The organism is Halopseudomonas sp. 4NH20-0008, from assembly GCF_057548395.1.
Map to the genome: position 1 here is coordinate 13891 of NZ_BAAJMD010000018.1, position 21102 is coordinate 34992.

At 59.7% G+C, this 21102-nt stretch carries 21 protein-coding genes; 12 read left to right on the top strand and 9 right to left on the bottom strand.

All coding sequences use genetic code 11. The annotated features are described in order from the left end of the window. Positions 1–49: 49 nt before the first annotated feature. A complete protein-coding gene (gene uvrA / locus AC27HQ_RS15375) occupies positions 50–2884 on the bottom strand; it encodes an excinuclease ABC subunit UvrA (protein ID WP_487157078.1) in 2835 nt (944 codons plus the stop codon). A gap of 197 nt (positions 2885–3081) precedes the next feature. Here uvrA and AC27HQ_RS15380 point away from each other — a divergent pair, with 197 nt between their 5' ends. The 4 genes from AC27HQ_RS15380 to AC27HQ_RS15395 all read left to right on the top strand — a co-directional run bounded on the left by AC27HQ_RS15380 (position 3082) and on the right by AC27HQ_RS15395 (position 6695). Beyond that, positions 3082–4452: an MFS transporter gene (locus tag AC27HQ_RS15380; RefSeq protein WP_487157079.1), complete on the top strand. Its 1371-nt coding sequence runs from the start codon at positions 3082–3084 to the stop codon at positions 4450–4452. Positions 4453–4480: 28 nt separating this feature from the next. Further along, a complete protein-coding gene (gene ssb, locus AC27HQ_RS15385; protein WP_487157080.1) occupies positions 4481–4966 on the top strand; it encodes a single-stranded DNA-binding protein in 486 nt (161 codons plus the stop codon). Between the two features lie 93 nt (positions 4967–5059). Next, positions 5060–5737, top strand: a complete 678-nt coding sequence (locus AC27HQ_RS15390; RefSeq protein WP_487157081.1) for a histidine phosphatase family protein — start codon at positions 5060–5062, stop codon at positions 5735–5737. 79 nt (positions 5738–5816) lie between these two features. Continuing rightward, positions 5817–6695: a sugar nucleotide-binding protein gene (locus AC27HQ_RS15395; protein WP_487157082.1), complete on the top strand. Its 879-nt coding sequence runs from the start codon at positions 5817–5819 to the stop codon at positions 6693–6695. Positions 6696–6755: 60 nt separating this feature from the next. Here AC27HQ_RS15395 and AC27HQ_RS15400 read toward each other — a convergent pair whose 3' ends face one another. Beyond that, the gene (locus AC27HQ_RS15400) at positions 6756–7421 is read right to left on the bottom strand and encodes an OmpW family outer membrane protein (protein WP_487157083.1); all 666 of its coding nucleotides are present in this window, start codon (positions 7419–7421) and stop codon (positions 6756–6758) included. 198 nt (positions 7422–7619) lie between these two features. On the opposite strand from AC27HQ_RS15400, the gene AC27HQ_RS15405 reads away from it, so the two are divergent. Genes AC27HQ_RS15405 through AC27HQ_RS15430 form a run of 6 tightly spaced genes read left to right on the top strand, consistent with a single transcriptional unit; the run spans position 7620 to position 12412 of the window. Next, positions 7620–8384 (top strand): DUF3450 domain-containing protein, encoded by a 765-nt coding sequence (locus AC27HQ_RS15405; protein WP_487157084.1) that lies wholly within the window; start codon positions 7620–7622, stop codon positions 8382–8384. Next, positions 8381–9727, top strand: a complete 1347-nt coding sequence (locus tag AC27HQ_RS15410) for a MotA/TolQ/ExbB proton channel family protein (RefSeq protein ID WP_487157086.1) — start codon at positions 8381–8383, stop codon at positions 9725–9727. Before AC27HQ_RS15405 ends, AC27HQ_RS15410 begins: the two co-directional genes overlap by 4 nt. Next, entirely contained in the window at positions 9720–10235 is a 516-nt protein-coding gene (locus AC27HQ_RS15415; RefSeq protein ID WP_487157087.1) for a MotA/TolQ/ExbB proton channel family protein, read from the top strand. The genes AC27HQ_RS15410 and AC27HQ_RS15415 overlap by 8 nt, the downstream gene beginning before the upstream one ends. A gap of 10 nt (positions 10236–10245) precedes the next feature. Further along, a complete protein-coding gene (locus AC27HQ_RS15420; RefSeq protein WP_487157088.1) occupies positions 10246–10659 on the top strand; it encodes an ExbD/TolR family protein in 414 nt (137 codons plus the stop codon). After that, positions 10659–11330, top strand: coding sequence for an energy transducer TonB (locus tag AC27HQ_RS15425; protein WP_487157090.1), 672 nt, complete (start codon positions 10659–10661; stop codon positions 11328–11330). Before AC27HQ_RS15420 ends, AC27HQ_RS15425 begins: the two co-directional genes overlap by 1 nt. Continuing rightward, entirely contained in the window at positions 11330–12412 is a 1083-nt protein-coding gene (locus AC27HQ_RS15430; RefSeq protein WP_487157091.1) for a tetratricopeptide repeat protein, read from the top strand. Before AC27HQ_RS15425 ends, AC27HQ_RS15430 begins: the two co-directional genes overlap by 1 nt. 12 nt (positions 12413–12424) lie before the next feature. On the opposite strand, the gene AC27HQ_RS15435 is transcribed toward AC27HQ_RS15430, so the two are convergent. The 7 genes from AC27HQ_RS15435 to AC27HQ_RS15465 form a co-directional block, all read right to left on the bottom strand. Next, positions 12425–12943: a DUF3299 domain-containing protein gene (locus AC27HQ_RS15435; protein WP_487157092.1), complete on the bottom strand. Its 519-nt coding sequence runs from the start codon at positions 12941–12943 to the stop codon at positions 12425–12427. A 17-nt stretch (positions 12944–12960) separates the two neighbouring features. Further along, positions 12961–14223, bottom strand: coding sequence for an ABC transporter permease (locus tag AC27HQ_RS15440; RefSeq protein ID WP_487157093.1), 1263 nt, complete (start codon positions 14221–14223; stop codon positions 12961–12963). Next, entirely contained in the window at positions 14223–14936 is a 714-nt protein-coding gene (locus tag AC27HQ_RS15445; protein WP_487157137.1) for an ATP-binding cassette domain-containing protein, read from the bottom strand. Before AC27HQ_RS15445 ends, AC27HQ_RS15440 begins: the two co-directional genes overlap by 1 nt. A 99-nt stretch (positions 14937–15035) precedes the next feature. Next, positions 15036–15701 carry a DUF2796 domain-containing protein gene (locus AC27HQ_RS15450; protein WP_487157094.1) on the bottom strand — a complete coding sequence of 222 codons (666 nt, stop codon included), beginning with the start codon at positions 15699–15701 and terminating at the stop codon, positions 15036–15038. 87 nt (positions 15702–15788) lie between these two features. Beyond that, complete coding sequence (trxA, locus tag AC27HQ_RS15455; protein WP_487157095.1) at positions 15789–16667, bottom strand: thioredoxin; 879 nt, start codon at positions 16665–16667, stop codon at positions 15789–15791. A gap of 94 nt (positions 16668–16761) precedes the next feature. Beyond that, complete coding sequence (locus AC27HQ_RS15460; protein ID WP_487157096.1) at positions 16762–17415, bottom strand: class I SAM-dependent methyltransferase; 654 nt, start codon at positions 17413–17415, stop codon at positions 16762–16764. Positions 17416–17477: 62 nt separating this feature from the next. Next, positions 17478–18383, bottom strand: a complete 906-nt coding sequence (locus AC27HQ_RS15465; RefSeq protein WP_487157097.1) for a LysR family transcriptional regulator — start codon at positions 18381–18383, stop codon at positions 17478–17480. Between the two features lie 130 nt (positions 18384–18513). On the opposite strand from AC27HQ_RS15465, the gene AC27HQ_RS15470 reads away from it, so the two are divergent. Both AC27HQ_RS15470 and AC27HQ_RS15475 read left to right on the top strand, forming a co-directional pair. Continuing rightward, positions 18514–19503 carry an NAD(P)H-dependent flavin oxidoreductase gene (locus tag AC27HQ_RS15470; protein WP_487157098.1) on the top strand — a complete coding sequence of 330 codons (990 nt, stop codon included), beginning with the start codon at positions 18514–18516 and terminating at the stop codon, positions 19501–19503. Further along, positions 19500–20984: an AMP-binding protein gene (locus AC27HQ_RS15475; protein ID WP_487157099.1), complete on the top strand. Its 1485-nt coding sequence runs from the start codon at positions 19500–19502 to the stop codon at positions 20982–20984. The genes AC27HQ_RS15470 and AC27HQ_RS15475 overlap by 4 nt, the downstream gene beginning before the upstream one ends. Positions 20985–21102 lie beyond the last annotated feature (118 nt).

Sequence of the window (21102 nt, forward strand, 5' to 3'; positions counted from 1 at the left end):
CCTATAATTGTGCTTGCAGCTTGCAGCTTGCAGCTTGCAGCTTATGGATTTAGTCGCGATCTCGCTCAAGCAAAGGCCCTAGGAACTTGCCGGTGTAGGATGCCTCGATAGTACAGACATGCTCCGGCGTTCCGGTCGCAATAATGTAGCCGCCCTTCGAGCCACCCTCGGGTCCGAGGTCAACCAGCCAGTCAGCAGTCTTGATCACATCGAGGTTGTGCTCGATAACCACCAGCGTATTACCGTGGTCGCGCAAGCGGTGCAGTACGTCGAGCAACTGTTGAATATCGGCAAAGTGCAGCCCGGTAGTGGGCTCATCGAGGATGTATAGCGTCTTGCCGGTATCGCGCTTGGACAACTCGCGGGCCAGCTTGACGCGTTGTGCTTCACCACCGGACAGGGTCGTGGCTGACTGGCCAAGGCGAATGTAGGACAGGCCCACATCAATCAGGGTCTGCAGCTTGCGCGCCAGCGCTGGGACAGCATCGAAGAACTCGCGGGCTTCCTCGATGGTGAACTCCAGAACCTCATGGATATTCTTGCCCTTGTATTTGATTTCCAGGGTTTCGCGATTGTAGCGCTTGCTTTTGCAGACATCGCAGGGCACATAGATGTCCGGCAGGAAGTGCATTTCGACCTTGATCAGGCCATCGCCCTGACAGGCTTCACAGCGTCCGCCCTTGACATTGAAAGAGAAGCGGCCCGCCTTGTAGCCACGCGAGCGGGCTTCCTGGGTGCCGGCAAAGAGCTCACGAATCGGGGTGAAGAGTCCGGTATAGGTAGCCGGGTTGGAGCGCGGTGTGCGGCCGATCGGGCTCTGGTCAATATCCACTACCTTGTCAATGTGCTGCATGCCGTCGAAGCTCTCATAGGGCGCGGCTTCGAGGGTCGTCGCACCATTCAGGGCTGTGGCGGTAATCGGGTACAGAGTGTTGTTGATCAGGGTTGATTTGCCCGAACCGGAGACCCCGGTGACGCAGGTCATCAGGCCAACCGGAATATCCAGATTGACCTTGTGCAGGTTGTTGCCACAGGCACCGTGCAGCTTCAGCCACTTGTCTTTTTTCGGCGCGTTGCGCTTGGCCGGGACGGGAATCTTGACCTTGCCGGACAGGTACTTGCCGGTCAGCGAGGCCGGGTTGTTCATGACCTCTTCAGCCGTGCCATGGGCGACAATCTGGCCGCCATGTACGCCAGCTCCGGGACCAATATCCACCACATAGTCGGCCAGGCGAATGGCATCTTCGTCATGCTCAACGACGATAACTGTATTGCCTAGGTCGCGCAGGTGAATCAGGGTCGATAACAGACGCTCGTTATCCCGTTGATGTAGACCAATCGAGGGCTCATCTAGGATGTACATGACGCCGACCAGACCCGCACCAATCTGGCTGGCCAGACGGATACGTTGGGCTTCACCGCCTGAAAGGGTATCTGCACTGCGATCCAGCGACAGGTAATCCAGCCCGACATTGACCAGGAACATCAGGCGCGCGCGGATTTCCTTGAGAATCTTTTCAGCAATATCACCGCGGCTGCCGTCCAGGTGCAGTTGACTGAAATACTCGGCGGCCTCACCGACCGGCAGCGTGGTGACGCCAGGCAGGTTACGACCATCGATAAACACGTGACGGGCTTCGCGGCGCAGGCGGCTGCCACTGCAAGATGGGCAGGGCTGCGTACTCAGATACTTGGCCAGCTCTTCACGCACGCTTTGTGACTCTGTCTCGCGATAACGGCGCTCAAGATTGGGCACAATGCCTTCGAAGGGGTGCTCACGCTTGACGATATCGCCGCGGTCATTCAGGTAACGAAAGCTGACCAGCTCGGTGCCGGTGCCGTGCAGTACCTTCTGCTGATGCTTGGGGTCAAGATCGGCAAAGGGAATGTCCAGTGACATACCATAGTGGTCGGCCAGTGAGCTGAGCATCTGGAAGTAGTAGACATTGCGTCGGTCCCAGCCGCGTATCGCACCCTCCGCCAGGGTCAGCTCGCTGTTGACCAGCCGTCGGGTATCAAAGAACTGTTTGACGCCCAGGCCGTCGCAGGTAGGGCAAGCGCCGGCGGGGTTGTTGAAGGAGAACAGCTTGGGTTCCAGCTCACTGATCGAATGGCCGCACTGCGGGCAGGCAAAGCGCGCGCTGAAGGTCAGTTCCTCGCCTTCTTGGCCATCCATGGGGGCAATGATGGCGATGCCGTCAGCCAGGTTCAGTGCGGTTTCAAAGGATTCCGCCAGCCGCTGTTGCAGGTCTTCACGTACCTTGAAGCGGTCAACCACCACTTCGATGGTGTGCTTGCGGTTTTTTTCCAGTGCCGGGGCTTCGTCCAGATCATGGATGCGGCCGTTGATGCGGGCACGCACGAAACCCTGAGCACGCAGCTCGTCAAACAGCGCCAGATGCTCACCCTTGCGTTCGCGCATCACAGGTGCCAGCAGCATCAGCTTGCTGCCCTCGGGCAAGGCCAGTGCCTGATCCACCATCTGGCTGACGGTTTGTGCCGCCAGCGGCAGGTCATGGTCCGGGCAGCGTGGAATACCGACCCGGGCAAATAGCAGGCGCAGGTAGTCGTAGATCTCGGTGATGGTGCCGACCGTGGAGCGTGGGTTGTGCGAAGTGGACTTCTGTTCGATGGAAATCGCTGGAGACAGGCCTTCGATATGATCGACATCGGGCTTTTCCATCATCGACAGGAACTGCCTGGCGTAAGCCGAGAGCGATTCCACATAGCGGCGCTGGCCTTCAGCGTAAAGCGTGTCAAAGGCCAGTGAGGACTTGCCGGACCCGGACAGCCCGGTAATCACAATCAGCTTGTCGCGCGGCAGATCGAGGTCAATGTTCTTCAGGTTGTGGGTGCGAGCCCCACGAATCAGGATGGTATCCACAGTACATTTACCCGGCAGCCAGCAAAGCCGCATAGTATACGTTGTCGACGCCAACACCGGCAAAAGCCACATGACCTCAATCCGGTTATTCGCGCGCCGCTTTGCAACCAGACGTGTCGGTAACCGCGGGTGGACAGCCACTGTCCGAGCGAATGAAGCGTGCTAGAATTCGCGCTTTTCCAGAATCAGGACCCATCATGCCTCAGGCCGACAGAATGACATCAGCCGAGCAGCGCGCCGCCAGCTCGCTGGCGGCCGTATTTGCCTTTCGCATGCTTGGGCTGTTCATGGTCCTGCCGGTACTGGCCACCTACAGTGATAGCTTGAGCGGCGCAACACCGCTGCTGATCGGTATCGCTATTGGTGCGTATGGCCTGACCCAGGCGTTTCTGCAAATTCCCTTTGGCATGCTGTCGGATCGCATTGGCCGCAAGCCGGTGATTATCGGCGGACTGGTTCTGTTTGCCCTGGGTGGTTTGCTGGCGGCGCAAGCCGACAGCATGGCCGGAGTAATTGCAGGTCGTATTCTGCAGGGTGCCGGTGCTATTGCGGCGGCGGTCATGGCCCTGGTCGCCGACCTGACCCGTGAGCAGCATCGGACCAAGGCCATGGCTTTGATCGGTATGAGTATCGGTCTGTCCTTTGCCGTGGCCATGGTGGCCGGACCGGTTATTGCTGGCATGGCCGGGCTGCAGGGGGTGTTTCTGGTCACAAGCCTGTTGGCTCTGATAGGTATCGTACTGGTGCTCTGGGTGGTGCCCAATCCGACCATGGCTTTTCCGCACCGTGAGGCTGGCGTGGCCAAGGGTGCCTTTATGGCTAGTCTGCATAATGCAGATCTGCTGCGACTCAATTACGGTATAGCGGTACTGCACGCCATTCTGATGGCCAGTTTTGTTGCCATCCCCCTGGCCTTGCAGGAACAGGCCGGGTTACCCCGCGAGGAACATTGGTGGGTATATCTGGCCGCCTTGTTATTGTCATTTTTTGCCATGGTGCCGTTCATTATTTACGCCGAACGCCAGCGTCAGGTGAAGCGTGTGGTCCTGGGTGCCATTCTGCTGTTGGCCCTGGTGCAACCGGTTCTGTGGCTTAGCACGTCGTCCTTGCCCTGGCTGGTGGCGGCGATTGTGCTGTTCTTTGTTGGCTTTAACCTGCTTGAGGCGACCATGCCCTCGCTGTTGAGCAAGATTGCACCGGCTGGCGCCAAGGGGACGGCCATGGGGATTTATTCCACCAGTCAGTTTGCAGGTGCCGCTCTGGGCGGCGTGCTCGGTGGTGCGGTGTTCGGGGTCTGGGGCGTGGGCGGGGTTTTCCTCTGCTGCATGCTGCTGGCGCTTTCATGGTGGGTGATTGGTGTTACCATGGGCGAACCGCCCTATGTGACAAGTTATCGTATGCCTTTGGCTGCCCATTTGCTTGGGGATCAGGCCTTGCCTCAGCGGATTCTGGCGGTGCCGGGGGTAGTGGAAGCGGTGGTGGTGGCCGAAGAGGTCGCCGTCTATTTAAAAGTCGATTCACAGGTGCTGGATGCTCAGGCCCTGGACCGGGTTGTCAATCCGGTCTGAGCCCGTCCCGCATATCAGGAGAAGAATAATGGCCAGAGGCGTCAACAAAGTAATTCTGATTGGTAACGTTGGGGGTGACCCCGAAGTCCGCTACCTGCCCAATGGTAATGCCGTTGCCAACGTCACCCTCGCCACCAGCGACAGCTGGAAGGACAAGCAGACCGGGCAGCAGCAGGAACGCACGGAATGGCATCGGATAGTGTTCTTTGGCCGCATTGCCGAGGTGGTTGGCGAGTACGTGCGCAAGGGCTCGAAAATGTATATTGAAGGTCGCCTGCAAACCCGCGAATGGGAAAAGGATGGCGTCAAGCGCTACACCACTGAGGTGGTGGTAGATATGGGCGGTCAGATGCAGCTGCTGGATGGCCGTCCTGGTGGCGGCGAACAGGCGGCAGGTCAAAGCCGTCCGCAGCAGCAGCGCCCGGCCCCGCAGTCGGCGCCGCAACCGGCTCAGCAGGCACCGCAACAGGCTGCTCCGGATTACGACAGCTTTGATGACGATATTCCGTTCTGAGATAACGCTGTTCGCTAAACCCGGTTTGGTCGAGGATGGTTCTTCATCCCGCCCGCCGGGTTTTATTTTGTCTACAGCAAGGACGATTATCTGATGTCCGAGATCTACTTTGTGCGCCATGGCCAAGCTTCCTTTGGCTCAAGCAATTATGACCAGCTTTCACCCCTCGGCCATCAGCAGGCGCGTCTGCTGGGGGAGTATTTCCAGCAGCGCAACATGCAGTTTGACCACATACTGACTGGCGACATGGTGCGCCACCGGGAAACCGCCGAAGGCATCTGTGCTGGCCTGGGCCTGGATGCTGTGCGCTTTGAGGTGTTTCGGGAACTCAACGAATTCGATTTTCACGCCATACTGCATGCCTATCTGGCGCAGTTCCCGGCTGAAGCCTTACCCGACAAGCCGGCCGTGGCAGACTTTTTCAAGCGCTTAAAGCGCGCCATCGTGCTGTGGTCGCGCGGCGAGCTGCAGGGTGACCTGCCGGAAACCTGGGAGCACTTTGAGCATCGGCTTGACTCGGTCCGCGCACATATACAACAGCAGTACAAAGGCAAGCGTCTGCTTGCGGTCAGTTCCGGCGGTGCGATTGCCATGCTGGTTCGGCAGCTGCTGCAGGCGCCCAGCGAAACCATGGTTGAGCTGAATCTGCAGACCCGTAACACGGCGCTGATTCACTGTGTCTTCAATAGCCACAACATGCGTCTGAGCAGCTTCAATACGGTGCCGCATCTGGATAGCAATGAGCGCCAGTCGATGATCAGTTACACCTGAGCATTCAGGGGGCGTGACGTCGGCGCGCAGTCACTGCACAATGTGTGTCTATCAACTAACACGTAATCAGGAAAACGGCATGCGGATGCGCATCATGCTGCTGGGTGCAGACAGCCTTCTGGGGCAGGCTGTCGTGCAACTGGCCGCCCAGGACGGGATAGCTGTTGCTGCACCGGAAACCCCGGTCGGCGGCTGGCAGTCGTCTGAGCTGGCCGCGCTCTTTGCTGCGCACAGGCCGGATTGCGTGGTTAATCTGACTTACTGCCATGAGCAGTTTCAGCTGGGCAGTTGCGACGATGCCACGCTGGCGTGCATCCGCGATTTCAATCTTGTGCTGATCAAGCAATGTGCCGAGCGACACACACTGCTATTGCAGCTGTCCAGTGCCCGTGTGTTTGACGGTCTGAAGCAAAGTCCCTATGTGGAAAAGGACGAGTTGGCACCGGGAGATGCCCTTGGCAAACTGCAAGGTGAGTTGGAGGGCCGGTTGCAGGCCAGCTGTGAGCGCCACCTGCTGTTGCGCCTGAGTTGGCTGCTGGACAGTTCTGCTGACGGGCAACTGGGCAAGTTGATCGGCCAATTGTGCAGCAAACAGCCGGTCTTGCTCGCGGAAGAATGGCGCGGCAACCCAACGCCCGTGGCCGATGCGGCGCGGGTTATCATGGCGCTGCTGAAGCAGCTGGATTGTGCCGCACCCTTGTATGGTGTCTATCACTACGGCAGCAGTGAAGTATCCAGCTGGATCAGCTTTGCCAAAAGTCTGGCCCAGGAGTTGATGGCCAGTAAGCGACTGGACCATGACCCGTTGATCCGATCAGTTCCCTTTGATCAGCAAACCGATACGGCCTGGGAGCCGCAAAACGCGGCATTGGCGTCCCGCCGAGTGCTGATGAGTTTCGGCATCAAGCCGCGGGCCTGGCGCAGCCAACTGTCCGAGCTACTCAGGCAGTTCGACTAATAATGTGTTGAAAGCGAAAACGGCCGCATAAGCGGCCGTTTCGGTTTGTGTGACAGACGCTCAGAACATGTAGCCAAGGCTGACCATGTAAACCATCGGATCAATCTCGACGTCGACCTTGCTCTTCACGCCGTTGAGCCTGAAGGTGGCCTCTGTCTCGATATCAACATACCAGACCGAGGCGTTAAGCAGCATTTTCTCGGACAACTTGTAATCCACGCCCGCTTCCAGCGCCAGCCCCCAGGAGTCGCTGAGTGACAAGCCACTGAAGCCACCGGCCTCGCTGGACGAGGTAAAGTCTTCGCTGAAGAAGGTGGTGTAGTTCAGACCAGCGCCAACATAGGGCTGCAGGACTGAGCCGGCAGCCATAGGGAAATATTGCAGGGTCACAGTCGGTGGCAGGTGCTTGATATCGGCCAGCTTGCCCACGCCATTCAGATTGATGCTGTGACTGAACGGGGTGGCGCCCAGGATGCCAATGCCCAGATTATCGCTCAGCATGTAAGTGCCGGTGATGCCCAGCTGTACATTGCTGTCGACGCCCACTTCCAGCCCGGTATTGGCGCCGCCGACAATGACGTTGCCACTGTTTTCCTGCGGGTCAACGGCAACCACGCCAACACGGACGATAGCGTCGCCAGTCTGGTGGGCCTGGACTACGGAGGCAGCCAGCAGGGCAGGGGCAAGCAGAAGGCCGGCGGCCAGTTGAGTAGTAAAGCGTGACATGGATGATGTCTCCTTGCGGTAGGTTGATGGGGCTATGGTAGTGACGGCAACGAAGTGGGTTATTGATCTGGAGCAAGGGAAGCGCTGGCGGACTGCGACAGGCTGTCACAGCTGCAGTCTTGGCTTGACCGCTGATAGCGCTACAAATGATAATGCTTCTCTTTTATTGTTTTTGAAGGCAAGCTTTTTGGAGACCCTATGAAAGCGGTCAGTGTGTTACTGCTGCTCTGTTTGCCGGCTATGGTGTTGGCACAGGAACCGATCAACCGCCCACTGACGGAGAGTCAGGCGTTGCAGCGCGAGGCGGAGGCCTCGCAGCGTCGTGTAGAAGCACTGGATGATGCTACGCGGGAAGCGGTGCAGCGTTACCGGCAGGCGCTGCTGCAGCGCGAGTTACTGGTTGATTACAACGCCAGGCTGGCCGAGATGGTCAGCAGTCAACAGACTGAGCTGCAGCGTCTGCAGAGCCAGCTGGACAGTATTGAAGGCACCCAGCAATCACTGTTGCCCTTGATGCAGCGCATGCTCGATACCCTGGAGCAGTTTATCGCTCTGGATTTGCCCTTTCAGATGCAGGAGCGGACGGCGCGGGTCGAGCAGTTGCGTGTTCTGATGCAGCGTGCCGATGCCAGTGTGGCGGAAAAGTTTCGGCGGTTGATTGAGGCCTATCAGATTGAAAGTGATTACGGCCGCACCGTGGAAGCCTGGCGCGGCACGCTGGATGAAGATCAACAGTCGCGCTTGGTGGATTTTCTTCGCGTCGGCCGCTTGATGCTGTTTTACCAGACGCTGGATGGCCGCGAGCAGGGGGTATGGGATCCGCAGTCTGGTGCCTGGATCGGCTTGCCGAGCAGCTACCGGCGCACCCTTGAACAGGGCTTGAACATTGCCCGTCAGCAACAGACCCCGGTCATGCTGCGTTTGCCCTTGCCGCCTGTCACTGAACTGCGAGGTGCAGAATGAAAACCTGGCTTGCTTTTATCGGTCTGGCAATGATGCCCCTGCTGGTCAGCGCACAGCCGCAGAGCATCGATCAGTTGCTGCGCGAGGTACGTGAGCTGCGCAGTAGCGAGCAGGCACTGATGCGCGAACGGGAGGCGCAATTTGTCGCTGAGCGCGATCAGCAGCAACAACGTCTGCGCGAAGCGGAACAGGCAATGGCCGGCGTCAAGGCTGAATCGGAGCGTTTGACCGCCGCTTTTGAGCAACAGGAGCAGGCTATTGCCGAGGCCCGCGCACAATTACAGCAGCGCAGTGGCAATCTGGGAGAATTGTTCGGCGTGGTGCGTCAGAGCGCCGGCGACACGCGCAGTCAGTGGCTGGACTCGCAGCTTAATGTGGCCTTCCCGCATCGACTGGAGCAGCTCGATGCGCTCAGTGAAAGCCGTGACATCCCGACCACCAGCAGCCTCGAGCAGTTCTGGCTGCACCTGCTGGAAGACATGAATGCCAGTGGTCGGGTCAGTCGACTGGAAACCACGGTAGTCGGTCGTGATGGTCAGCAGCAACAGTTGCCGGTCATACTGGTTGGCCCTTTTGTAGCATTGCAGGGTGAGGATTACTTGCTCTATCAGCCGGATCAGGGGCACTTGCAAGTGGCCGCCAGACAGCCAGCCGAACGTGGCTTGATCGACGATTTCAGTGCGCAGCGCAGCGGGCTGGCTGATCTGAATCTGGACCCGACCCGTGGCACCGTGCTGGCGCAAATGCAGCAGACTCCGAGTCTGCTCGAGCGCATTCACCAGGGTGGCGTGGTCGGTTATGTGATTCTGTTGTTGGGAGTCTTGGGCCTGTTGTTGGCGCTGGGGCGCCTGGCCTGGCTGCATCGGGTGCAGCGCCGGGTTGATCAGCAGATTGATGATCTGGACCAACTGCGTACGGATAACCCCCTGGGGCGGGTGTTGGGTGTCATTGGCAGCCGTCCGCGACTGGAGCAACTGGATACCCTCGAACTCAAACTGGACGAGGCCATTCTCAAGGAAACACCGGCACTGGAGCGCTGGCAGGGGTTGATCAAGCTGCTCGCCGCCGTGGCGCCGCTGTTGGGACTTCTGGGCACGGTAACCGGCATGATTGCGACCTTCCAGTCCATCACGCTGTTTGGTACCGGTGACCCTAAACTGATGGCCGGCGGGATATCCCAGGCCCTGGTAACCACGGTTCTGGGCTTGATAGTGGCGATTCCGTTGCTGTTCATGCACAGCCTGGTGGCGGCGCGTAGCAAGGCTCTGATCCAGCTGCTGGAGCAGCAAAGTGCCGGCCTGATTGCCTTGCACCTGGGTGGCGAGGACAAGCAGGATGCCTGAAGCGTTCTGGCAGCTCAGGGACTTTCTTGACAGTGGCGGTTGGGTGCTGTGGAGCATCCTGTTTGCCAGTGTGCTGCTGTGGACCCTTATGCTTGAGCGGCTGTGGTACCAGGCCCGGGTCTTCCCCCGTGAAGCCAAGGCCCTGCAGCAGCGCTGGCTGGCCCGGCAGGATCGAGACAGCCTGGTGGCGAAGCATATTCGTGCGGCCTGGTTGTCACGCGCGCAACTGCGCTTGCAGCAGGCCATGCCGATGGTACGGGTGCTGATTGCGCTATGTCCTTTGCTGGGGCTGTTGGGTACGGTCAGCGGCATGATTCAGGTCTTCGATGTCATGGCCTTGAGTGGCAATGGCAATCCGCGCGCCATGGCTGCAGGGGTCTCGCGGGCAACCGTCCCGACCATGGCCGGGATGGTGGTTGCCATCAGTGGCCTGTTCGTCCTGGCCCGGCTGGATCAGCAAGGCCGCCGGGTACTCCAGCGCCTGAACGACAAACTCAGATTTGAATAGGATGTAATCGATGCGCATGCGCAGGCACCACGCAGGCAGTGATGATGAGGCCGGTATCGACATGACACCGATGCTCGATATCGTGTTTATCATGTTGATCTTCTTTATTGTCACCAGCTCCTTTATCAAGGAGTCCGGCATCACCGTACAGAGCCCCTCGGCGGCCAGCAGCAGCGAACAGCCGAAGGGTAATATCCTGATTGCCGTGAGCGCCGAGGGTGAGGTCTGGATTGATCGTCAGCGGGTTGATGTGCGCCTAGTGCGGGCAGCCGTTGAACGTATGCGTGTGGATCTGCCGGAGAGCAGTGTGGTGGTGCAGGCTGATCGTGATTCGCGCAGTGGCTTGGTCGTGCAGGTGATGGATCAGGTACGGCTGGCGGGCGTGCAGGATGTGGCCCTGGCCGCCACCATCGAGTCGCGCTGATGCGTTTGTTGCTCAGTTTTTGCTCGGCTCTGCTGATCGCCTTGTTGCTGTTCGCCTTGATGCGTCTGCTGGTCATGCCGCCTGAGCAGAACAACCTGGATGACCAGGAACTGGTCAAGATCAGCTTTGTTCGCAGTGTCAGTGATACGCCCAGCCCCAGCAATGATCCGAGCCGTGAACTGCCGCCCCCACCCGAGCCGCCGACTATGCCGACGGTGCCGCAACCACCCAGCCCGGTGATGCCGGCCTTGACGGCGCAGCCGCTGTCCATCGCCGTGCCGGCCATCCCCACGTCAATCGCAATAAGTCCGGCAGCAATGCCTCTGCAGGCGTTGACCGCCTCGGCCGAGCAGGCGTCGCTGGGGCAGCCAGGCGATAGTAGCCAAGGTTTGGATAAGGAAGTCACACCGCTGGTAGACATTCCACCAACTTATCCGTCGAATGCCCGGCGTGCCGGTCAGGAGGGGCAGGTGACCCTGGCTTTTACCATTAGTGCTGAGGGCCGGGTTGAAAATCTGCGGGTAATAGCCGCTGACCCGCCTGGGGTATTCGATCGTGAAGCCCGCCGAGCCGCCACCCGATGGCGCTTTACGCCGCGCCAAGAGAATGGTCAGGCGGTGCCTCGTGAAGCAACGCGGACCTTGCGTTTCACACTGGAGAATAGTCGCTGATGCGCATGCTGGTGCTGGTGTTGATGTTAATGGCGTCCAGTCTGCCCGTGCTGGCGCAGCAGGTTGCCCCGGCTGTTTACCAGGCCCTCACCCAGGCCGATCAGGCACAGCAACGGGGGGATCTGAGCACGGCAGAACAGCTGTTGCGCGCGCAACTGGGGCAGGCTCAGGAGGGTAGTCTGGAACTGGCGCTCTTGCAGCAACGACTGGGCTATCTGGCCATCGCCCGGGAGCGTAATGCCGAGGCGATCGACTGGTTGCAACAGGCGCTGGCACAGGCGCAGCTGTCAGCGGAAGCGCAACGTCAGGATCGGCTTAATCTGGCTCAACTGCTGGTACTCACTGATCAGCCCCGGAGCGCCGCACAACTGCTCTCGGGCCTGCATGCCGAGCAGCCGCTGGCTGACGCGCATTTGCGCTTGCTGGTTCAGCTCTACAACCAGCTCGGTGATTACGGGCGTGCCATTCCCTTGGCAGAACAGGTCGTGCGCAGTTCAGCCAGCGTCGATCCGGTCTGGTATCAGTTGCTGGCCGGCATGAACCTGGAACTGGAACGCTATGCCAGCGCCGAGCAATGGCTGCGCCTGATGCTCAACAATGACCCGGGCAGCATCGAACTCTGGCGTCAGTTGGCCAGCGTGCAAAGCCTTGATCGGCGTCAGGTTGATGCGGCGGCTACCCTGAGGCTGGCCTATGAAGCCGGCTTGCGTTTCAGCGATAGCGAACTCGGCTCACTGGTCGGACTGCAGCTGGCAGCCGGAGCCCCCTGGCAGGCCGCACGTTTGCAGGAAGCTCTGTTGCAGCAAGGTTTGCTGGCGAGCAACCGGCAACATCAGCAGCGTCTGGCGCAAATGTGGCAGATGGCCCGTGATCATGAGCGCGCCGAGCAGGCCTGGCGTGCCCTGGCACAACAGTCCGGACGCAGTGACGACTGGATGCGTCTGGCTGCGTTGCAACTACAGCAGGGTCGCTGGGATGCCTTGGCTGAATCCATTGCGCAAGCGCGCAAAGGGGCTGATGCGGGTCAGCGCCAACAACTCGACCGTTGGCAGGATTACGCCCGGCAGGTGCAAGGCAACTGAGGTAGCCCGGGCTCAGTAGGTATAGGGCTCGATCTGCGCTTGCGCAATCCGATAGCCGGCATTGGCCAGTTCACTTTCGATCGGCTCGACCTGCATGGCGCCGGTAATCCAGAAGGGCTGGTAGAGGTCCTGCAAACGAATGCCGGCCTCACTTTGTACGTAGACGATCTGGTTCGAGGGCGGTGGCGGGACATGGATGCAGGCGCCGAAGTAGGGTACCAGCAGAAACTCGTTGACCATGCCTTGCTCGCTGATGCCCAAGGGTACGATATAGCCGGGAAGCTTGATCTGGCGGCCGTTCAGCGCGGTTACCACCGGTGCATCCGGGACCAGTTGCACGGCTGGGTCGCCAAACTCCTCATCGCTCAGGGCATCGGCCAGGCCGGACAGGTCGTGCACAGGCTGTGGCATGCCCATCAGATCACGCGCCTCGGGCGGCACCAGGTCACCCCAGGTCAGCTCCTCAACGGCGCCGACATTCAGGCTGCACAACAGCAAAGCGGCTGCGCCAAGTGTGTTGATCAAATGCATGGACGTCCTCATCAGAGTCAGGTGCGGATCGACAGGCCGTCGACCAGAGACTGGCGATAGGCGCGCCAGGCCGGAACGCTGCCGATCAGTATGCTGGTAATCAGGATAGCGCCAAGCAGCGTCCATTCATACAACCCCGGTGGGCTCAGGGGGATAAACAGACCGTACTGGGTCAGAATCCAGGGCTGCCCCAGCCACAAAACAAGGTACATCAGTGCCAGGCCCAATAAGATGCCGGCCAAAGCCAGGCTGCCGGCTTCGAACAGCAACAGCGTGAAAATATGTCGTGGTTTGGCACCCACCGACCGCAGGATGGCCATTTCCCGGCGGCGTTCATTCAGGCTGCTGAGAATGGCTGTCAGCATGCCGACCAGGCCGGTCAAGACGACAAAAACCGATACGATAAATAACGCCTTTTCGGCGATCCCCAGCAGACTCCATAGCTCCTGCAGGGCAACGCCGGGCAAAATGGCCTGGAGCGGCTCGTCGGGGAACTGATTGATGTCACGCTGCACGTTAAATGTGCTGATCCGGCTTTGCAGTCCCAGCAGCATGGCGGTAATGGCCTTGGGTGTCAGATCCATCTCGCGGGCCTGTTCGGCACCAACACGGGCCGCACCCCGCGCCGGCATGCCTTGCTGCCAATCGATATGCAGTGCCTCCATGCCTTCCAGGCTGATATGCACGGTACGGTCCACGGGTGTGCCGGTTTTGCCAAGGATACCGCTGACCCGGAAAGGTTTGTCGCTGTGCTCGACAAAACTCACGGCGCCAGCGCCATGCGCCAGTACCAGATCAGTGTCTAGCTGATAGCCGAGTTCACGGGCCACGTCAGCCCCAATGACCGCGTCATACAGGTCGTCAAAGGGCTGGCCTGCGGTAAAGCTCAGCGCCTGGTTGCGACCGTAACGAAAGTGTTCAAAGTAGGCCTGACTGGTGCCCATGACCTTGAAACCACGGTGCGAATCGCCGAGGGAGATGGGTATCGCCCAGGCCACGCGTGGATGGTTGCTGATGCGCTGGAAGCTGTCCCAGCGCATATTGTTGGTGGCGTTGCCGATGCGGAACACCGAATACAGCAGCAACTGTACCGAGCCCGAGCGGGCGCCCACAATCAGATCGGTGCCCGCAATGGTATTGGCAAAGCTGGCGCGACTCTCGATACGGACTCTTTCCACCGCCAGTAACAGCGTCACACTCAGGCCAATGGCCAGAACCGTGAGCAAGGCGGAGAAACGGCGGTTGGCCAGGCTCTTGACGGCTAGTTGCAAGAGGTACATCAGAGCGCCTCCGTGATGGTCGGCACCCGGTTCAGGTCGGCCAGCGACAGGCTGCGATCGAACAAGGGTTCGAGTGAGGCATCATGGCTGACGAACAACAGGCTGCTGCTGGAGCCGGCACACTCACTGAACAGCAGGCGCAGAAAGGCTTCGCGGCTGTCGGCATCCAGTGCCGAGGTGGGTTCGTCGGCAATCACCAATTCAGGGCTGCCGATCAAGGCCCTGGCGGCGGCTACCCGTTGCTGCTGGCCGATTGACAGGGTGTTGACCGGGCGCTGGAACAGCGCAGGGTCGCGCAGACCAAGACTGTGCAGCAAGTCCAATGCCGCAGCCTGCAGGCTGGAGTGTCGGGCCAGGGCACGGTCGCGTCGCAGTCTGGAAAAGCGGCACGGCAGGATCACGTTATCGACCAGCGACAGATAAGGCAGCAAATTGAACATCTGGAATATGTAGCCGATATGATCGGCGCGAAAGCGGTCACGGCGGGTCGCTGACATGCTGGCCATGTTCTGCCCTAACAGGGTTATCTGACCGGAAGCCGGCAGATATACGCCGCCGAGCAGGCCGAGCAGGGTGGTCTTGCCACTGCCGGAGGGCCCCCTGAGAAACACTCGCTCGCTCGGCTGCAAAGCGAAGTCGGCAATATCCAGCAGCGGCGGCTGGCTGGGCCAGGCGTAGGTGACATGGTCGAGCTGGATAATGGCTGGGGTCATGATGATCGACACGCTGGTAATGGACAATGAGCCTATCAGGGACTGGCGTCTGCGCCTACCCGGGTGCACCCGGGCAGGACAGGAAGGAGGCGGTCAGACTCAGAAGCGGATGATGTTCTGTGCGGCGCTCAGTTCGCCACCCTGCTGGCCACTTGGGGTTATGGCTTGCAAAAGCAGTTTTTGCGTACCCGGGAAAGCCTCGAACAAAGTCACTTCGATCTGATTGAGGGCCGCTGGCTGGGCACACAGGAAGTGGAACTGTGCTGAGATATCGGCATGGGCGTCGGCCTGCTTATGCTCGTGGTGCTCATGCTCATGCTCATGCTCATGGCTGGCCTGGTGATGGGCATCATCTGCGTTATTGGTTTGCTTGGCGACATCGAACTGCGCACTCTCGAGCTCGACCTTGTCCAATTGGCAACCGGCTGCGGTCGGGAACGCAAACAGGCCGTCAGCCTGCTCGAGGCGGGTCATGACCTCGCGGGTCTTGGCCAGGTCGGCATCAGAGGTCGGTATGTACTCGAAACCCAGAAGATTATCCGCCGGGCTATCCAGTTCAATGGCCAACACATGGCCATCAATGACCAGATTCAGGCTGCCTACGCCGTGTTCGTGAGCGCCAAGGCTGGCACTGTGCTCATGTCCGTGATCATGGGCGTCATGCTCGTCATGTGCTGATGCATGACCATGAGTATGCTCCTCGGCCTGAAGATTAAGCGTCAGGGCGGTCAGCAATCCGGTGAGTAATAGGGGTGTTGTGCGCATGCTAAAAAGCCTCGTGCAAGGGCGAATGGGGTGACGTGTTCGTTATCTTATAACGTAATGCCATCAATGGCCATCGCCCGCCGTCTATCAGTACAGAGCCTGGTATAGCTTGCGCCGGTAGGTAATCGTCAGTGGATGCTCGCTACCAAGTAGCTCAAATACCTGTAGCAGTGTGCGATGCGCCGCGCCCTCGGCATGCTGTCGATCCGTTATGAACAACTGCAGCAGCAACTGCAGGGCGGCTTCATGGTTGTTATCAGCCAGATCGTGCAGGGCCAGTTGATAGCGCGCGTCGCTGTCGTTGGCGTCAGTGTGCAGTCGTGGCAGAAGGTCTGCGCGAGGCGTCAGGTCCAGTGCTTGGCGCAGAAAGGTCAGCTGTGCCTTGGCCGCACCCAGCGCGGCCTTGTGCTGATCCTGGTTGCTGACTGCACTGAGAACCTGCTCGGCGGCCTCAAACTGGTGATCCTGTGCCAGTGCACGGCCAAGCAGGATCAGCATAGCCGGATCGGGTTGTTCGCCAATCAGGGGTTGCAGCAGGGCAATCACGCCCTTGGCATCGCCGGCGTCCAGCAGAGCCGTGGCCTCGTCCAATGGATTACTGGTCGCCTCCGGGGCTGCCTGAGGAACACTGGCGTGGGGCTCGATCATGGCAAGAATGGCGCTTTCCGGTTGAATGCCGGCAAAGCCGTCCACCGGTTGGCCATCCTTGAACAACACCACGGTAGGCAGGCTACGAATACCAAAGCGGGTGGTCAGCTCGGCCTGCGCATCACAATCCACTTTGGCCATCAGCAACTCGCCGGCGTAACGCTCGGTAATGCTGGCCAGTACCGGCATCAGTGCCTTGCAGGGCGCGCACCACTCGGCCCAGAAATCCACCAGGACTGGCTTGTGAAAGGAGTTTTCTAGCACATAGCGGTCAAAAGTCTCGGTAGTGACGTCGAAGATATAGGCTGACTGGCTCATGAAGTGTCCATCGAAGAAAGGATCAGGCGATAGTGGGGCGGGGTAAGACTGAAATCAAGAGGGACCAGGCCAGAGCGCTGAAGACAGTTCAAGGTCAGTTGGCATTGCCATATAAGGCTACCTCACGGAATGCCAGGGGCTCGCCCAGGTCCGGCCAGGTCTGGCCCTGTAATGTATCCAGTCGCCGATAGCCGGGATGTTGCAGATCGCGGACCCGTGAGTCGGCCAGAATGACGGCGGTTGCGCGCTGACGAAAATGCTCAAGGAACACGCGGTTACTGCTGTCATACAGCACGTCGGCAGCCATGATCAGGTCGACTTCGCCGGTTACGGCAAAATAATCCTCGGCCATAATCAGCTCTACGCCGTTCAGTTGCGCATTCAGGCTGCTGGCCAATTGCGCCGGCGCATCAATGTCGCAGGCAATGCTCTGCTGCGCACCGGCCATGGCGCAGGCAATCGCGACAACCCCCGACCCGCTGCCAAAGTCCAGTACCCGTTTGCCGCGGACCCGCTCTGGGTGCGCGAGTACCCAGCGCGCCAGCGCCAATCCGCTGCCCCAGCAAAAGCTCCAGTAGGGCGGCTGATCCAGCAGGCGCCGGGTTTCCTCGCTGCTGAAGGCGCGATCCAGGTTGGCCGGATCGAGCAGCCAGAGTTGCAGTGCTTCCAGACCGGGCAGGCGGGTAGCGATTAACTGTGCATCGGCCAGAACCTGATGCAGTTCGGTGTTCAGGGCAGCTAAGCTCATGCGAAGATCCGTGGTGGTAGTCTGGCTATTCTAGCCTTGCAGCCGGCGTGCGCGCAGCCGGGTCAGGCCGGCAGTATCGCCTGCAGGCGGCTGTGCAGAAACTCGATCAGCGTGCGCGTAGCCAAGGTGGGGTAGAGATTGGGTGCGGTCAGCAGATACAGCTGATCACCCCAGGCACTGACGCGTATACGCTGCTCGGGCAGCAGACGGAGCAACGCACCACTGTCCAGCTCCTGCTGCACGCTATACAGCGGCAGCAACGCGCAGCCAATCCCGGCCAGCGCTGCACGCTTGAGAAACAGCATATCTTCAGTCTGCAGGCGTGGCCGCAGTATCAAGGTGCGGCTTTCGCGGCCATCGAACAATTCCAGCGGCAAGCGCTGATCTGGCAAGCTGACGCTGACCATGTCGAGCTGCAGCAGATCATCCGCCTGCTGCGGTGTGCCATGTGCTTGCAGATAAGCCGGGCTGGCGCACAGTGCCCAGTCAACCGGGCCCAGATCGCGTGCCACCAGGGTGTCAGGCGGGGTGGAGGTAACGCGGATGGCGACGTCGATTTCGGCCGCGACCAGATCAAAAATGCGATTGCTGAAGGTTAATTGCAGGCTAACCTCAGGGTAGAGGTTGGCAAACTCCAGCAGAAGCGGGCCGACCACCTGCTGTCCCAGTGCGACCGGTACGCTGAGGCGGATATGCCCGCGCAGGTTCTTGCCCAGGTCGTCAACCGTAGCCTGCAGGGCGTTCAGCTCCTGGCTTATGCGCGCCGCATGCTCGTAAAGGGCCCAGCCTATCTGTGTCGGTTCCACTCGGCGCGTGGTGCGCCGGAATAGCTGAACCTGGATGCTCTGCTCAAGCGCCTTGAGTCTGCGGCTGACGTGCGAGCGAGAGGTGCCAAGTCGCCGTGCCGCGCCGCTCATGCTGCCCGCTTCGACCACGGCACTGAGAAATTGCAGGGTTTTGATATCCATCCATTGTTGCCTATTTGTAAACAGTTTGGGCTGGTTGGCGGATATTGTAGATCAAACGGTCAGCTTCTATAGTCTTGGCAACTGACAATTCTGATGTCTTACCGATTAATGTGCCCCCAGGAGAACAACAATGAGTCTTCCCGCCGTTCTGCAGAACTCGCTGACACTACCGGTAATCTGCTCGCCGCTGTTTATCATTTCCAACCCGGATCTGGTCATTGCCCAGTGCAAAGCCGGCGTGGTCGGTTCCTTCCCGGCGCTGAATGCGCGCCCTGCCGAAGAGCTGGAAGTCTGGCTCAAACGCATTACCAGCGAGCTGGCCGAGTACCAGGCGGCCAACCCGGATGCGATCGTTGCGCCCTTTGCCGTCAACCAGATTGTGCATAGCAGCAACGACCGCTTGCAGCATGATGTCGAGATGTGTGTGAAGTACAAGGTGCCGATTATCATCACCAGTCTGCGTGCGCCCAACGAGGTGGTCGGTCCGATCCACAGCTACGGCGGCCTGGTGTTCCACGATGTGATCAACGTCAAGCATGCGAAGAAAGCCATCGAGGCTGGCGTTGACGGCCTGATTCTGGTTTGTGCTGGCGCCGGTGGCCATGCGGGTCAGCTCAGTCCCTTTGCGCTGGTATCCGAAATTCGTGCCTTCTACGACGGCCCGATTATCCTGTCAGGTTCTATTTCCAAGGGCGAACAGATCCTTGCAGCGCAGGCCATGGGTGCTGACCTGGCTTACATGGGGACGCGTTTTATTGCGACCCATGAAGCCAATGCTGATGCCGCCTACAAGCAGATGCTGGTGGATACCAGTGCGGACGATATCGTCTACAGCAACCTCTTTACCGGGGTCCACGGCAACTACCTCAAACCCAGTATCCAGAACGCTGGCATGGATCCGGACAATCTGCCCGAAGGTGACAAGAGCACAATGAAGTTCGGTTCGGGTGGCAGCAGCAAAAGCAAGGCTTGGCGTGATATCTGGGGCGCTGGCCAGGGCGTGGGTAGCATTGGCGCCATTACCTCCACGGCCGAGGCCGTCAGTCAATTGGAGCGGGAGTACGCCGATGCCCGTGCGCGGCTGCAGCAGATCACCCGTCCCTATGGTGACAAGGCATGACCGCACGGCTGATCTGCGCTGAACTGGATCGCCCCGGTGAGCAGGTCGCCCAGCGCGCCCTGCAACTGGCCGGCGGCCTGGCCCGGCTGGGTGTTGAAGACGGTGATGTGATTGCCGTGATGCTGCGCAATGGCCCGGTGTTTATCGATGCGATCCAGAGCTGCCAGACCGCGGGCTGTTTTTATTGCCCGATCAATTGGCACTTCAAGGCCGATGAAGTGGCTTTTTTGTTGCAGGACTCGGCGGCCAAGGTGTTTCTGGTTGAAGCTGACCTGCTGGCCGAGGTGGCGAGTGTTATTCCACAGGGCGTGGTGGTGCTGGTCGTTGGCGGCAATGGCGATTTGACCGCAGGGCAGCTGGCCTATGAACGATGGCTGGCCGACCAGGTACCCTACGTCGGCGAACCGCGGACGCCGCGGGCGCATATGGCTTACACCTCCGGCACCACCGGGCGGCCCAAGGGGGTAAAGCGCCTGGCGCCGCCAGCCGAGGAGCGTGAAGCGATGGCCGCCGCCATGCGAGAGCTGTCGCGTGCCGCCTGGGGTATCGAGCCTGGGGTGCGCACCCTGGTGTCGGCACCGCTGTATCACAGCGCCCCCAGCTCCTTTGCCCAGCAGTCGATCCTGCAGGCCGAGCTGATGGTGGTTATGCCGCGCTTTGATGCTGAGCAGACCCTGGCGCTGATTGAGCAATACCGAATCGATACGGTGTTTCTGGTGCCGATCATGTATGTGCGACTGTTGCGCCTGCCGGCGGAGGTCAAGGCCAGGTATGACCTGTCGTCAGTCCGCTTTGTCGCCTCCACCGGCGCGCCCTGTGCGCCTGATGTGAAGCTGGCAATGCTCGACTGGTGGGGCCCGGTCATCTACGAAACCTACGCCTCCAGCGAAACCGGCATGATCACTATCCAGGATCCAGTCTCGGCGCGCCGCAAACCGGGTAGCGTCGGCTTGCCGATCGGTCAGACACGTATCCGCATCGTCGACGAGCAAGGCCATGATTGCCCGTTAGGCGAGCCTGGCGTGATCTATGTGCGTCAGCCGGCGGTGCCCGACTTCACCTATGTGAATAACCAAGACGCCCGGACGAAGGCCGGACTCGGTGATCTGGCGACCGTGGGCGATATTGGTTACCTGGACGAGGAGGGCTACCTGTTTATCTGTGACCGACAATCGGACATGGTGATCTCCGGTGGGGTGAATATCTACCCGGCGGAAATCGAACACGTGATCATCACCCTGCCCGGTGTGGCGGATTGCGCGGTGCTGGGTATGGCCGATGCCGAATACGGTGAATCACTGCTGGCGGTGGTTGCTGCGCCGGCCGGGCAGCTCAACGCGGAACAGGTACAACAATATGTGCGCGAGCGACTGGCGGGTTACAAGGTGCCGCGTCGTGTCGAGCTGGTCGACAGTCTGCCACGCGATGACAACGGCAAAGTGGCCAAGCGCCGTCTGCGCGAGCAGTTTGCGCCATCCTGAGGTCTGAAAAGTGCCCGCTTGAGCGCTCTGAGGTTTTTCTGCAGGGAGGTCAGCGGGCTTTTTCGATGGCTACTTTCGATAGCTACAAAAGGATACATTTTTAACGCGGCTTACAAGA